The 13,564-nt window shown below is 71.8% G+C and carries 7 protein-coding genes; 4 read left to right on the top strand and 3 right to left on the bottom strand.

Annotation, left to right across the window (positions count from 1 at the left end; translation table 11 throughout):
• Positions 1-3 precede the first annotated feature (3 nt).
• The gene (locus Q0Z83_RS30000) at positions 4-2,007 is read right to left on the bottom strand and encodes a HEAT repeat domain-containing protein (RefSeq protein WP_317786587.1); all 2,004 of its coding nucleotides are present in this window, start codon (positions 2,005-2,007) and stop codon (positions 4-6) included.
• 109 nt (positions 2,008-2,116) lie between these two features.
• On the opposite strand from Q0Z83_RS30000, the gene Q0Z83_RS29995 reads away from it, so the two are divergent.
• On the top strand, positions 2,117-5,419 hold the full coding sequence (locus Q0Z83_RS29995) for a TIR domain-containing protein (protein WP_317786586.1): 3,303 nt from the start codon (positions 2,117-2,119) through the stop codon (positions 5,417-5,419).
• 16 nt (positions 5,420-5,435) lie between these two features.
• Here the strand turns inward: Q0Z83_RS29995 and Q0Z83_RS29990 are convergent, their stop codons facing one another.
• On the bottom strand, positions 5,436-7,445 hold the full coding sequence (locus Q0Z83_RS29990) for a M6 family metalloprotease domain-containing protein (protein WP_317786585.1): 2,010 nt from the start codon (positions 7,443-7,445) through the stop codon (positions 5,436-5,438).
• Positions 7,446-7,506: 61 nt separating this feature from the next.
• On the opposite strand from Q0Z83_RS29990, the gene Q0Z83_RS29985 reads away from it, so the two are divergent.
• Positions 7,507-9,279, top strand: a complete 1,773-nt coding sequence (locus Q0Z83_RS29985; protein ID WP_317786584.1) for a CocE/NonD family hydrolase — start codon at positions 7,507-7,509, stop codon at positions 9,277-9,279.
• 70 nt (positions 9,280-9,349) lie between these two features.
• Positions 9,350-10,249 (top strand): hypothetical protein, encoded by a 900-nt coding sequence (locus Q0Z83_RS29980; protein WP_317786583.1) that lies wholly within the window; start codon positions 9,350-9,352, stop codon positions 10,247-10,249.
• 57 nt (positions 10,250-10,306) lie between these two features.
• On the opposite strand, the gene Q0Z83_RS29975 is transcribed toward Q0Z83_RS29980, so the two are convergent.
• Complete coding sequence (locus Q0Z83_RS29975; RefSeq protein ID WP_317786582.1) at positions 10,307-13,162, bottom strand: AfsR/SARP family transcriptional regulator; 2,856 nt, start codon at positions 13,160-13,162, stop codon at positions 10,307-10,309.
• A gap of 141 nt (positions 13,163-13,303) precedes the next feature.
• Here Q0Z83_RS29975 and Q0Z83_RS29970 point away from each other — a divergent pair, with 141 nt between their 5' ends.
• A complete protein-coding gene (locus Q0Z83_RS29970; RefSeq protein WP_317786581.1) occupies positions 13,304-13,552 on the top strand; it encodes a hypothetical protein in 249 nt (82 codons plus the stop codon).
• Positions 13,553-13,564 lie beyond the last annotated feature (12 nt).

The following is a 13,564-nucleotide window of genomic DNA, read 5'->3' as shown; positions in this document are numbered from 1 at the left end:
GTGTCAGCCGGTCGCGGTGACCGCGGCCAGCGCCCTACGGCACGTCGTCACGAAGGCCTCGTCGTCCTCGACGTCGGAGCTGCCGTGGCTGTTCGGCCGATACGTCGCCCGCACCGGGTTCGCCAGTTCCGCGCGGAGCAACGGCTCGGCCGCGGCCGCCGCCGGGCCCATCTCGGCCCAGATCTCCGCCGTCAGATTGTGGCGGGACCGCTCGCGGGTGAAGTTCTCCATCAGCGCGGGCAGGTACGTGCCGGTGTCACCGGTGATCTGCCACAGCAGGGTGAGCACCCCCTCCGGCCATCGCGCCGTCTCGACCGCGGCACGCAACCGGGGCACCAGGGGCGCCGCGTCCGGGCCGATGGTGCGCAACGACCAGTAGTCGTCCTCCGCGTAGGCGTGCAGCACCTCCACGGCCGGGACCCCGATCGCGCGGAGTCCGTTGGCGGCGCCGGTACGCACGTGGGCGTCCGCGTCGGCCAGCAGGGCCCGCAGTTCGGCCTCGGCCGTACCGCCCTCGATGGCCGCCAGAGCCTCGGCGGCGTGGCCGACGGTGCGCGGATCGCCGTCGGCGAGACGCTCCCGGACCAGCGGCAGCGCCGGAGCCGCGGCGGGCCCCATCACCGCCAGCGCCCGCAACGACTCACCCCAGAAGTCGTCGTACGGCACCAGGGCCGACACCTCGGGCAACGCCTCGGCCGCCGCCGGGCCCGCGCGGTGCAGGTGCCACAGCAGGTTCAGACCGGACTGGTGATCACCCGCGGCGATCGTCCGCCGGATCTGCCGGCGCAGCAGCGGGACCAGCGGCACGATCTCGTCACGGTAGGCGAACAGGGGTGGCCGGCAGTCGACCGGCAGCGCGTCCTCCTCGAGGGCCCGAGCGATGATCGGCAACACCCGGGGGTCGCGCAGTTTCGCCAGCGTGGTGGTGAGCGCCCAGACCGTACCGCCGTCGAAGCTCCAGAAGTCGGGTTTCTGAGCGGCGTAAACCGGGGCGCCGCGGTCGAGCGCGGCCTCGACGAACTCGAACACCCGGTCGGCGACCGGCGCGACCAGCGGCCAGGAATCCCCGGTCAGCATGCGCAGGCCCAGGGGCCGGGTCCGGGGATCCGGCAGCAGTTCGACGCAGGCCAGCATCACGTCGCTGTAGTCGCCGCGCCAGTGGCTGGTCGCCCCGGACGCCGCCCACATCGCGTTGTTCTTCCGCGCCGGTGGGCCCTCCCGCAAGGTGCGGGCCAGCAGAGTGTTGCGGACGGTGACCCGGTCGCCCAGCGCCTCCCGCAGGTCCCGGAGGTCGATCGCGTCGGTCGCGCCGAGCATGTCGTACAGCGTGGTCGCGAGGTCGTCGTCCGGCTCGTCGGTCAGGCGCAGCCGCTCGGTGAACGCGGCCAGCCGCACGTCGGGATGCGGTGACCCGGCGGCGAGCCCGCCGAGCCAGCCGAGCAGCTCGTCGAAGTCGGCGCCGTGCAGCCGTCCGGCACGCAGACGTCGCGCGATCACACCGATGGCCTCGATGACGGCGGCCCGGGTGGCGACGTCCTTCTCCACGGCGAGCCGGCCCCGCAACGCCGACAGCGTCTCCGCGGTCCGCTCCCGGTCGACCAGCAGCGCCTCGGTCGCCGCCCGCCGGACCTTCTTCCGGTCGTCGGCGAGCAGCGCCAGGAACGTCGGATGACCCTCGGCCACGGCGGGCTGCGCGGCCCGCCACAGGCCGCCCGTCTCGGGCAGCCGGCCGAGGTCGTCGACCTCCGCGCTGCCGATGCTCGCGAGCAGGCGCAGGATCGTCGGCCGGCCCGGCACGCCCGGTGCCGCGGCCGCCTCCAGCAGGAACGGGACGGCCCGGAGCGTGCACTCGTAGACGTCGCCCTGGTGGTGGATGCCACCCCACATGCAGTCCTGCGCCCAGGACCGGATCCGTTTCCGCTTCGCGACCAGCCCGCGGAGCACCTCGGGCATCTCGGTCGCGGGCCCGTAGGCGTGCCGCATCGACGTCCAGTCGATCTCATCCATCCCGGCGAACATGGCGACAACGATTACCACACCCCGTACCGAATTCCACGGATGATCTCCGGCGTGCACAATCGGTCGGCGTTCACCAACGAGGACAGGGACCGGGGCATTGCGCTTCAACGGCTTCATCTCGTACAGCCATGCCGCGGACGGCAAGCTGGCGCCGGCTGTCCAGCGCGGACTGCACCGGCTCGCGAGGCCCTGGCACCGTCGCCAGGCATTGTGGATCTTCCGCGACCAGACCGGCCTGTCGGTGACGCCCGGGCTGTGGTCGTCGATCCAGAAGGCGCTGGACGGCTCGGAGTGGTTCGTGCTCCTCGCCTCGCCGGCGGCGGCCCGGTCGGCGTGGGTGAACCGGGAGATCGAGTACTGGATCGCGACGAAACCGGCCGGCCGGATCCTGCCCGTGGTGACCGACGGCGAGTGGCGATGGGACGCGGAGGCCGACGACCTGTCCGCGGACTCGACGGCCGTGCCGGACGCCCTGCGTGGCGTCTTCGCCGAGGAGCCGCTCTTCCTCGACCTGCGGTGGGCGAACGACGACCGGAGGTTGAACCTGCGCGACTCCCGGTTCCGGGACGCGATCGCGGAGCTGGCCGCGCCCATGCACGGGGTCGGCAAGGACGAATTGGAGAGCGAGGACCTCCGGCAGCACCGGCAGAGCCGCCGGCTGCGGCGGGTGGCGGTGGCCGCCGTCGCGCTGCTGACCGTGGTGGCGTCCGGGACCGCCGTGCTCGCGGACCACAACGCCGACCGGGCCACGGCCTCGGCGGTGGAGGCTCAGCGCCAGCAGCGGGACGCCGCACACCAGCGGGGCGAGGCTGAGCGGTACGCCGAGCAGGCCCGCCGCCAGCAGGACAACGCGCGCGCCCAGGAGGCTCGGGCACGCGCCGCCACCACCGAACGCAAGCGGCAGGAGGAACGCGCCCGGGAACAGCAGCTCGCGGCGCAGCGGGCGGCGGCCGAAGCGGACCGGCAGGAGAAGGCCGCGCGCCGCCAGCAGGAGCTGGCGAAACGCGCCCGGGAGCTGGCCCGGGAGCAGGAGGCGGTGGCCCGCGAACAACGCGAACTGGCACAGCAGTCGTCGCGGGAGGCGACGAGCCAGCGGATCATCGCGGAGCAGCAGCAACGTCTCGCCGAGGAGGCCGCCGCGGAGACCGAACGGCAGCGGCGCAACGCCCAGCAACAGCAGCGGATGGCTGACGAGGCAGCGGAAGAGGCCCGCCGGCAGAAGGCCCTCGCCGAGCAGAACGCGCGGAAAGCGGAAGCGGCCGCCGCGGAAGCGCGCCGACACGAGGCCGGTGCCGAGGAGCAGAAGCGGGTCACCACCGGGCGACGCCTGATCAACCAGGCGAAGGCGACGATCGACAACGACCCGGTGCTGGCGTTGCGCCTGGGAATCGCCGCACAGCGGATCCAGCCGGGCACCGAGGCCCGTACCGAGCTGGCCGGAATCGTCGCCGCCACCCGCCGGGCCGGCACGATGAGCGACACCTGGTACGCCGCTCACGGGTCCGGTGGCGTCATCGCGGTCGTCGAGTCGGATTTCACGGCCGGGTTGTGGAACGTGGCCGACCCGGCGAACCCGGTCCGGCTCGCCCCGCTCGACGGCTTCCTCTTCACCGCCCAGCCCGTCTTCAGCGGGGACGGCCGGCTGCTCGTGATGTCCGGCGGCTTCGAGCTCACGCCGCAACTGTTCGACGTATCCGATCCGGCCCATCCGGTCCTGGTCGGTACCGTGCCCGAACCGGCGGGCAATTGGACCACCTTCAGCCCGGACGGAAAGATGCTGGGTGTCGTCGACCTCGACGGCGTGTGGTCGCTGTGGGATGTGTCCGACCCGGCCCGTCCCGCACTGCTCACCCGGCAGACCGAGGGATATCCGGCGCCGCTGGGGTTCAGCCCGGACGGCCGTAGCGTGGTGGCCGCCGGCGCGCCCGGAACCGTCTGGAACATCACCGACCGCACCCGCCCGACCAAGGTGGGTACGCTGCCCGGCGACTGGACGCAGGTCACCGTCCACCCGGTCCGGCCCCTGCTGGCCACCAACGACGATGCGGGGACTCTGGCGTTCTGGCGCCTGGACGACCCGGCGAGGCCGCAGCGGGGCGACACGGCGCCGACCCGGTCTCACGCCGTGGCGTTCAGCCCGGACGGCCGGACGATGGCCAGCAGCGACGACGACGGGACGGCGCGGCTCTGGGACCTGACCGACACGCCCGTCCCCATGCTCGAACTCAGCGACCAGGGCGGTTCCCCGAGATCGATGTCGTTCAGCCCGGACGGCCGGACGCTGGCCACGGTCGGCAGCACCCGCACGCTGAGCCTGTGGAATGCCACGGCGCACGGTGAGCCGACAGCCGTCGGACAAGCGGACGGGACCGCCGGGCGGACGGTGACGGCGGCCCTCACCTCGGACGGGCGGCGGCTGACCACCGTGCACGCTGACGGGACGGCGACCGTGTGGGACGTCACCGACCGGGCCCACCCGCTCCGGCGAGCCACCGTGCGGGTCCATGACGGGGGCATCGGCGCGGCCGCCGTCAGCCCGTCCGGCGCCCTGATCGCCGCCGGCGGGTTGACGCCCGAAGCGCCGCTGACGCTCACCGAGGTCGGTGACCCGAGCGCGCCGAAGACGGTCCGCGGGTTGCCCGGCGGGGAACCGGGTGGGCGGATCACGTTCAGCCCGGACGGGCGCACGCTCGCCGTCGACATCGGGAACTACTCCATCGCTTTCTGGGACGTCACCGAGCCGTCCCGGGCCGCGCTGCTGTCCCTCCTGCACGGCGTGGACTGGGTCGAGGCCGTCACCTACAGCCCGGACGGGCACACCATCGCGGTGGGTGAAGGGCGGTCGGTCGCGCTCTGGGACGTGACCGACCGGACGAAGCCGGTGCGGCGCACGACGCTCAAGGGGCACGCGGACGCCGTACTCGGTGCGGCGTTCAGCCCCGACGGGCGCATGCTGGCGACCGGCAGCGCCGACCGGACGGCAGCGGTCTGGAACCTCGACGGCCGCGCTCGCCGGCAGGCCATCCTGACCGGCACCAGGGCCGCGGTACGGTCGGTGGCGTTCGCGCCGGACGGGCGGACGCTGACCACCGGCTCCGAGGACGGCTCGGTGGCGTTCTGGGACGTGGGCGAGCTGTCCGGCCCGGTCCGGATGACGGCGATGCGGCGCGCCTCGTTGGGGTCGAAGTCGCTGGTGCCGCATCCGGACGGACGGACCCTGACGGCCAGCGGTGGGGAACTCGGCGGCCGACGCGCGGTGCTGTGGGACTACTCGTCGTTGATCGCGCTGCGCGACGAGCCCGCAGCGGTCGCCTGCGGGGCGGCGGGTGGTGGCTTCACGGCGGACGAGTGGGCCGCCTACATCCCGGAGGTGGCGTACCAGCCGACCTGCCCCGAATAGCGCAGAGGCGGCCCCGTCATCGTCGCGCGGTGCAGGAGGTCGTGGCGGTCGCGCCCGGGTCGCTCTCCGACCTGACCTCGACCGGCACCGCCCGCACGCCCTTGACGTAGACCTCGACCGTGGCCGACCGGTGGCCGGCCACTCCGACGACCGCCCGGGGCAGCACCGCCCCCGGCGCGGAGATCCGGAAGACGTCGGCGTCCCGGCCGGTGTTGCGGATCGGGATCGTGCACCGGGCCCAGCCGGACGGCCCGGGTCGGGCGATGGCCGGCGACGCCCGCACACCGCGGACCGCCGGCCCGGCGCCGTCGAGGGAGCGGACCGCGACCTCGTACGAGAGCACGCCGTGCCGGTCCCGGCTGCGGTCCAGGACGTAGAAGTGCAGCCGGTTGGCCGTGTCCGCGTACTCGAAGAGGCTGCCCGATCCGGTGCCGGCGTGGAACAACGCGTCGGAGAGTTGCCGGTAGTCCCCGATCGTCATCTTCTGTGGCGTGCCGTCCGGCAGCACGAAGTCGACCTTGTCGATGTCCTGCGGGTTGGCGTCGATGGTCCAGATGAACGGGGCGGCATCCGCGTTCTTCGTCTTGGCCAGTAGCACGCCGGAGTCCGGGGTGAACGAGTCGAAGCCCATCCGGTCGACGACTTCCAGGGTGTAGTTGTCGTATCCACCGCCGTCGCAGTACGGGTCCGTCGCGGTGTTGCAGGCCGGCCCACGGTCGCCGCCGTCCAGGGTGACGTTGATACCGGCCGGCCGGCGCGGGCCGGGATCGACCACGCGCGCCGTCACCCGGGTGATCACGACGCCGGACTCGGCCAGGCCCGCGCGGGAGAGCCTCAGCACCGCGGTGTCGTCGACGATGCCGAGCTTCATCTTGTTGCGCAGCATGTGTTGTGCGCCCATCGACGAGCCCGCGGTTCCCGGGATCAGCCACCGGCTGTGCGGTCCGCCGGGTCCGTTGAACGTGCCGCGACTCAGCATCTCCCACGGTCCGCTGTAGTCGCGGCGGGCCGGGACCGAGTACGGGTTGTTGTAGTTGTCGCCGATGCCGAGTATGTGGCTGAACTCGTGCGCGTACGTCGACATGCCGGAGCTCTCCGCCTGCAGTGAGCTGCCCTGGGTGGCGTTCGGCCAGATGTTCGCCGACGCCTGCCAGGAGGTCCACTCGACGTACCGGGTCGCGTTCCAGTTCGGCAGCGACGCGTCCGGCGGGCCGAACTCCTCGCTCACGTCCTCCTTGGCGGTGAACTTCATCGGGCCGAACTCCTGCCAGGTGGCCGACTCGTCCTGGCCAGCCGAGAGGAAGAAGACGAAATCGTACGAGGCCGCCTCCTGCTCGCCGACCGCCGCGATCCAGGCGGCACGCGCGTCGGTACGCAGGTCACGCCCGCACACGTCGTCGGCCGGGCAACCGAGTCCGCGCTGCATGGAGTTCTCGATGCCGTACTCGTGACTGGAGTGCGGCATCTGATAGACGCCGAACGCGCTCAGGTCGATGCCGAAACGCCCGTTCGAGTCCTCCATCCAATATTCGTGGATGGTGTGGCCGCGGTTGAGTGTCCCCGGTTCGTTCAGGAAGTCCCGGTAGAACGCCGGCACTTCAGAGCGATCCAGATTCTGTACGCCGGACGGGTTCCCGTAGATCGTCGAGTTCGCCGGTTGCGTGACCACGAACGGCTGGTTCGGGTAGTCGACCAGCACCAGCGCCCCGTTGAAAGTGCGTTCCGAGCCGCGCACCGCCGGGTCGGCCCAGTCGGTGCCCGGCACGGCGCGATAGTCGTCCCAGGTCATCGTGTCCGGCAGCTCGTACCGCTGGGGGTCGATCGGTTGTGGCGTGCCCGCCGGGCCGCCCAGGGTGACCGCCTCGTCGACCTGCCAGGGCTGGGTCTGCGGCCAGTGCCGCATGCGCCACGGCGTGTCCGGATCGCCGGTCGGTGGCGCGGCCGTCGCCGGTGCGGTGTGGAAGGCGCCGGCCACCACGAGCGCCGCCACGGACAGTGCCGAGAACAACCGTCGCCCCGTCGTCATGGCGTCATCCTGGCAAACTTATCGACGTTGCTCAATGGACGGCCGATTTTTTGGAGGTCGGATGAATCTACGCAGACGGGCAGCGGCCGCGGCCGCCGCGCTGATCACGGTTGCCGCTCTCGCGGTGGGTGGCCCGGCGACCGCCGCCGCTGTCTCGCCACCGGGAGCCACCCACGAGGAGAACCCACGGGTGCCGGAGGGCGCGGTGTGGACCGAAGCCTACTTCCCGTCCGCCGACGACAGCGGCGTCGAGCTGCACGCCGACGTCCTGCGCCCGGCGCACCTGCCGGCGCGCGCCCGTACGCCGGTGATCCTCGCGGTCGGCTCGTACTTCAGCCACGCGGGCCAGACCGGACCGGAGGGGTGGACCCGGACCGGCCCGTCCAGCCGGTTCGCGGACTTCACCAGCGGCACCGGCCTGTTCGCCCGTGGCTACACCTACGTCATGGTCGACCTGCGTGGTTTCGGCGGAAGCACCGGCTGCCTCGACTGGATGGGCCCGGGGGAGCAGGCCGACGTCAAGGCCGCGATCCAGTGGGTGGCGACGCAACCGTGGTCGACGGGCAAGGTGGGCATGTACGGCAAGTCGTACGACGCCGTCACCGGGCTCGTCGGCAACAATCTGCGCCTGCCCGCCCTGAAGGCCGTGGTGGCTCAGGAGCCGGTGTGGGACATGTACAACTACCTGTTCAGCAACGGGGTGCCCCGGCCCAACGTGACCGGTACTCCGAACGCCTACAACGGCATCGCCACGATGGCGCCGCTACCCGACGACACCGGCCGCTATCGGGCCAACGCCCAGTACGAGCAGGCCCACCCCGAATGCCTCGCCGACAACCTCGCGAACAACGACAACCCCGATCCCGGCTCGCCCTACTGGCGCGCGCGTGACCTGGCGGCCCAGGCCAGGGGGACGAACACCCCGCTCTTCGTCACACAGGGCTTCATCGAGAACAACACCAAGCCCGAGGACATGCAGGAGTTCCTCGACAACCACCACGGCGTCGAGCGCGGCTGGCTGGGGCAGTGGGAGCACGTCCGCGGCAACGAGACCAACGGCCAGGGGCAGCTGCTGATGGGTCGCGCCGGGTTCTTCGACGAGGTCATGCGCTTCTACGACCGCTACCTGAAGGGCATCCGCCCGGCGGTGCACGACCCGGCCTACGCCGTCGAGGACAACACCGGCGCGTGGCGCGCCCAGCCGACCTGGCCGACGCCGTCCGCCCACACCAGGTCGGCCCTGGCCGACGGGCGGTACGTCGACGACGGCATCGCCTCGACCCTGGCCGTGCCCACCGGCCAGGAGTGGGACATGGAGCACTACACCGATCCCGCTCCGCCCGCCGCCAAGGGCCTCGCGGCCGACACGCACAGCTATCTCACCTGGTCCACGCCGGTCGAGTCCCGGCTGCGGATCACCGGCACCCCGCAGATCACGATGCACGCGAGCGCGCCGGGCAATGTCATGGCGCGGCTGTGGGACGTCGCCCCGGACGGGACCGCGGTGATGTTCGACGAGAACGTGGCGCTGATCGAACGAGCCGGCCGCGTCGCGTTCGACCTGAAGTCCACGGACTGGACCTTCGAGGTGGGTCATCGGTTGGGCGTGCAGATCGGAACGATCGGCAGCGGAAGCTGGCGCGACACCCCGAGCGGCAACACGATCGAGATCACCCGCGCGCGAATGAACCTCGCCCTGCAGAACCCGCGGCTCGATGTGCCGACCCAGGGTGACCGGTCGCCGTTCCTCGACACGTACCTGCGGCAGTACACCCGCACGTTCACCGACGTCGGCGAGGGAACCTTCACGCTCACCCCGCGCCACCGGCCCTGACGAGCCCCCGCCGCGCGGCCTGCACGGCCGCGCGGCGGGGCGGTCGGTCCGACTTTCACCATCACGGGCGATGGGAGCTGTCATTCAGGAGCTGCGCAACGCCCGAGTCAGCGAGCAGCCGTTCTTCGACGACATCCGGTTCAGCCGCAATGTCGAGTACGCCGCCTCGGTCGTGCGGATCATGGACACCGGCAACCACATCCTGGAGGGCCGGCAGCGCGACCGCTTCCTCGAGGCGCTGCGGATCGCCGCCGGGCGCGGGGTGCGGATCCAGATCCTGTTGCTCGACCCGGACGCCAAGGCCACCGAACAGCGCGCCGAGGAGATCACCCCGGTCGACGTACGCCGGGTGATCGTGGAGAACCTGCGCTACCTGCACCACTGCCGGGACGCCATGATCCCGACACACGCCGACAATCTGATGGTCAAGACGTACGACGCGCTGCCCGCCTTCCAGTTGCACCAGTGGGACGACCGGGCGCTGATCTCGTTCTACCCGGTCGGCACCCGCGCCTCCGCCTCGCCCCACCTGGAGATCAACGTGGGTTCGTCGCTCGGCCAGTTCGCCGAACGGCGCTTCCATGAACTGTGGCACAACGAGATCACCACAACCCTCGACCAGTGGTGGATGACCGAGCTGTCGTTCTGCCGTGATGGCGCCTGGATCGCCAGCCGGGAGGTCCGCTACGTCGAACACCGGGGCGACTCTTACATCGACGGCAGTCACATCGCCGACCTGCTGATCGATTTCGGCCGTGAGCACATCACCGCCGAGGGCAGGCCGGGCCGGCGCCCGTGCGACGTCGCCTGCGGCTACACGCTGACCCGTCTGCAGTCCGACGTCGACCACTACGACCAGATCATCGCCGAGTTCACCCAGAAGTACGGCGAAACCGACCGTCGCCACTCGGCCGAGCCGGTCATCCTCCGCCTCGAACTGATGGACCCCGACGGTCAGCCCGCCGCGTAGAACGTCCGGTTCTCCTTGGCGGCCGCCCACAGCGGCCAGCCGGAATACGCATCGCGCCTACCCATCTGATTGATCTCCGACCGTAGCGGGACCAGGCTGGTCGAGATCCCCGGTCTCATCGGCATCCTCGGGCGAGGATCCGCCGACCAGGGCATCCAGCTCGTGGCGGATCTGCTCGGCTCGGTGCCAGTCGCTCGCCTCGTCGTAGTGGTCGGCGGCCCGGCGCAGATATCCGACGGCCGCCGTGGTGTCTCCCCGGCGCAGGTACGCCCGCCCCAGGTTGGCGAGCGTCACTCCCTCGGCCTCTCGGTAGCCCGCCGCGCGCAGGACGTCGAGGGCGGTGTGCAGGCTGACGAGTGCCTCCTGCACCGCGCCGGTCTCCAGCTGCAGGGCGCCGATGCTGTCCAGCGTGTTGCCCTCCCCGGCCAGGTCACCGTTGCGGCGATGCAGCGCCAGCGCGAGCCTCAGGCATCGATCGGCCCGGCGGGTCTCACCCATCGCCGCCAGCGTTCCGCCGAGATTGTTCAGGATGAAGCCGAGCCGTGCCGCGTCGCCGCTGCCGGCCCGCAGCCGCACCGCCCGTTCGAACGCCGCCCGAGCCTCAGGCAGATGGTTCTGCTCGGCCAGGAGGCGGCCCAGGTTGGTCAGCGCGCCGGCCTCGGCGTCGGCCTGCCCGCCTTCGCGGAACAGCGCGACGGCACGAGACAGGTGTTCGGCCGCCTCCGGCAGCCGGTGTGCCGTCGCGTAGGCGATCCCGGCGCTGTTGTGCAGCGCGGCCTGGGCCGACGGGCTGCCGACCCGCTGGGCCGCGCCGAGCCCGATCCGATAGATCTCGAGGCTGTCCGGGCCGTCACCGCGGAGCTGAAAGTAGGGCCCCAGCAGGTACGCCAGCTGCCAGGCGGGTTCGTCCAGTGCGGCTGCGGCGGCGGAGCGGATCAACGCGACGAGGCCGGGGCGTTCCGCGTCCAGGAACGTCAGGGCCGTCTCCCAGGTGACGGGGAACTCCGGCGGGACGGGTGGATCGGGCGAGGTGACCGGCAGCGTCCGCCGGTGTGGTGCGAGAAGCGCGTGGGCCGCGTGGAAGACGCCGAGATACCAGCCGAAAAGCCGTGCACGGGCCGCTTCCCGGTGCGCGGCCGGCTCGTCGGTGGACAGCCGTTCCCGCGCGTGCAACGCGATGAGGTCGTGCATCTCGTACCGGCCGGGTCGACCGGCCTCCACGAGGTGCGCGTCGGTCAGCACCCGCATCAGCGCCCGGGTCTCGTCGACGTTGCCGCCGGCCAGCGCGGCCGCGGCCGTGATCGACAGGATCGGGCCGGGACCGAGGCCCGACAACCGGAAGAGGCGGGCGGCCGGGGGTGCCAGTTTCGCGTACGAGAGGTCGAAGGCTCGTCGCACCGCGGCGTGGGGATCGCCTTCGACGCTCCATGCGGAAAGGCCGGTCGCGGCCGCCTCCTGCAGGTAGGAGGCGATGGACCGGCCCGGGTCGTCGGCGAGATTGGCCGCCGCGATCCGCAGCGCCAGCGGGAGGTGGCCGCAGGCGCGGGAGAGTGCGTTCGCCGCGCCCGGGCTCTGGTCCATGCGCTCGGTGCCTAGGAACGCTCGCAGCAGACCCATCGCGTCGCTCACGGGCAGGGGGCCCAGCGTGATCCGGACGGCCTTCCCGGCCCCGGGTAGATCGGCCAGCCGGTTGCGGCTGGTGATCACCACGACGCACCGGGGCCCGGCGGGCAGCAGCGGTCGGACCTGTTCGGCGCCGGCGGCGTTGTCGAGCAGGATCAACATTCGTCGCCAGCCGACGACCGCCCGGAATCTCGCCGCCGCCGTAGCGGTGTCGGCGGGCAGGTCGGCAGCGGGGACGCCGAGCGCGCGGAGTAGTTGTGACAGGACGTCGGAGGGCGACAGGAGCGCTTCGGCGGCGAACCCACGCAGGTCGACGAAGAGCTGGCCGTCGGTGAACCGTCTGCGGGCGGCGGCCGCCCAACGCAGGACGAGAGCGGTTTTGCCGACTCCGGCTGCCCCCTCGACGGTGACGAGTGCGGCACCGGTACCGGCCGCGGCGAGCGCGGCGAGATCGCCCTCCCGACCGAAGAAGTGCCGCGGCGCCGCGGGGAGCTGAGCCGGCACCACAGGGGAGGCGAGCGGAGTGGAGCCGCTCGAGGTGAGCGGCGGGTCGATCTCCGGATCACGGCAGAGCACCGCCTCGTGCAGACGGCGCAGGCCGGCACCCGGCGAAATGCCCAGATCGCCGGCCAGCCGGGCCAGGGCGCGGCGGTAGACCTCCAGGGCGTCGGTCTGCCGACCCGAACGGTACAGCGCCAGCATGAGCAGCGAGATCAGCCGCTCACGGTACGGATGATCCGCGACCAGGTCGGTGAGTGCCGGAACCGCCTGGTCATGCCATCCACAGGCGAGCTCGGCCTCGAAGAGATCCTCGGCGGCGCCCAGGCGTGCCTCCGTCAGGTCTTCGCCCACCCGATCCCGCAGCCGGTCGGAGGCGATGTCCGCCAGCAGGTTCCCGCGCCACAGCCCCAACGCCTCGCGCAGAATCCGGCTGCGGCGGTCCGGGCCGGTCACCTGCGAGGCCGTTCGCACCAGGGCGGTGAACCGGTGTACGTCCACCCGGTCCGGCGCCACCTCCAGCAGGTAGGCCGCGCCCTGGCGGCGCAGTCGTACCTCGTTCAGGCCGGACAACGAGCTGCGCAACCGCGAGACGTGACTGCGCAGCATCGCCTCGGCGCGGGCCGGCGGCTCGCCGTCCCAGAGCAGGTCGACCAGGCGGCCCGCGGTCACCGGCCGGCCCGGCTCCAGCAGCAGCAGGCCGAGCAGACAGCGCTCGCGCCGGCGAGGGCAGAGCCGGACGGGCTCGTCCCGATCGCGGACGACCAGCGGTCCGAGCACGAAGAAGTCCATAGCGACCCGAGTCTATGCAAACGGTGCACGCCTGATCACCAGCAGTGATCATGTCCAAGGTCTGTCAACAGCCGCGCCGCACTCTCGACCGAGCGGGACGTCACGGGGGCGTTCCCGGACCCGTCTGTGAAAGGGCATGGCATGAGACGACTCACATCGAAGGTGACGGCCGGCAGCCGGCCGACCGCAGTGGAGCGGATCGGCGACCGTCTGTTCGGTCGGTTCCTCCCGCGGGCGGACGCACAGGCAGCCTGCTGCGGAAGCTGCTGTGGGACCGGCATCTACCGGTGCACCAGCCACGGCGCAGAGCAGCTCTACAACTGCTACACGGAGACTTTCGAGGGCTGCTACGTCTACCGGCAGGTCTGGCGCAACGCCGGCCTGTGCTGAGCGGTCGCCGGC

This window comes from Actinoplanes sichuanensis (assembly GCF_033097365.1).
In the GTDB taxonomy this organism is placed as follows: Bacteria; Actinomycetota; Actinomycetes; order Mycobacteriales; family Micromonosporaceae; genus Actinoplanes; species Actinoplanes sichuanensis.
This window is presented reverse-complemented; position numbering and strand designations above follow the sequence as displayed.

Excerpts from the sequence above, each read along its gene's own strand:
- Q0Z83_RS29990 (WP_317786585.1), bottom strand. The coding sequence starts at position 7,445 with ATGACGACGGGGCGACGGTTGTTCTCGGCACTGTCCGTGGCGGCGCTC.
- Q0Z83_RS29980 (WP_317786583.1), top strand. The coding sequence starts at position 9,350 with ATGGGAGCTGTCATTCAGGAGCTGCGCAACGCCCGAGTCAGCGAGCAG.
- Q0Z83_RS29985 (WP_317786584.1), top strand. The coding sequence starts at position 7,507 with ATGAATCTACGCAGACGGGCAGCGGCCGCGGCCGCCGCGCTGATCACG.
- Q0Z83_RS30000 (WP_317786587.1), bottom strand. The coding sequence starts at position 2,007 with ATGGATGAGATCGACTGGACGTCGATGCGGCACGCCTACGGGCCCGCG.
- Q0Z83_RS29975 (WP_317786582.1), bottom strand. The coding sequence starts at position 13,162 with ATGGACTTCTTCGTGCTCGGACCGCTGGTCGTCCGCGATCGGGACGAG.
- Q0Z83_RS29970 (WP_317786581.1), top strand. The coding sequence starts at position 13,304 with ATGAGACGACTCACATCGAAGGTGACGGCCGGCAGCCGGCCGACCGCA.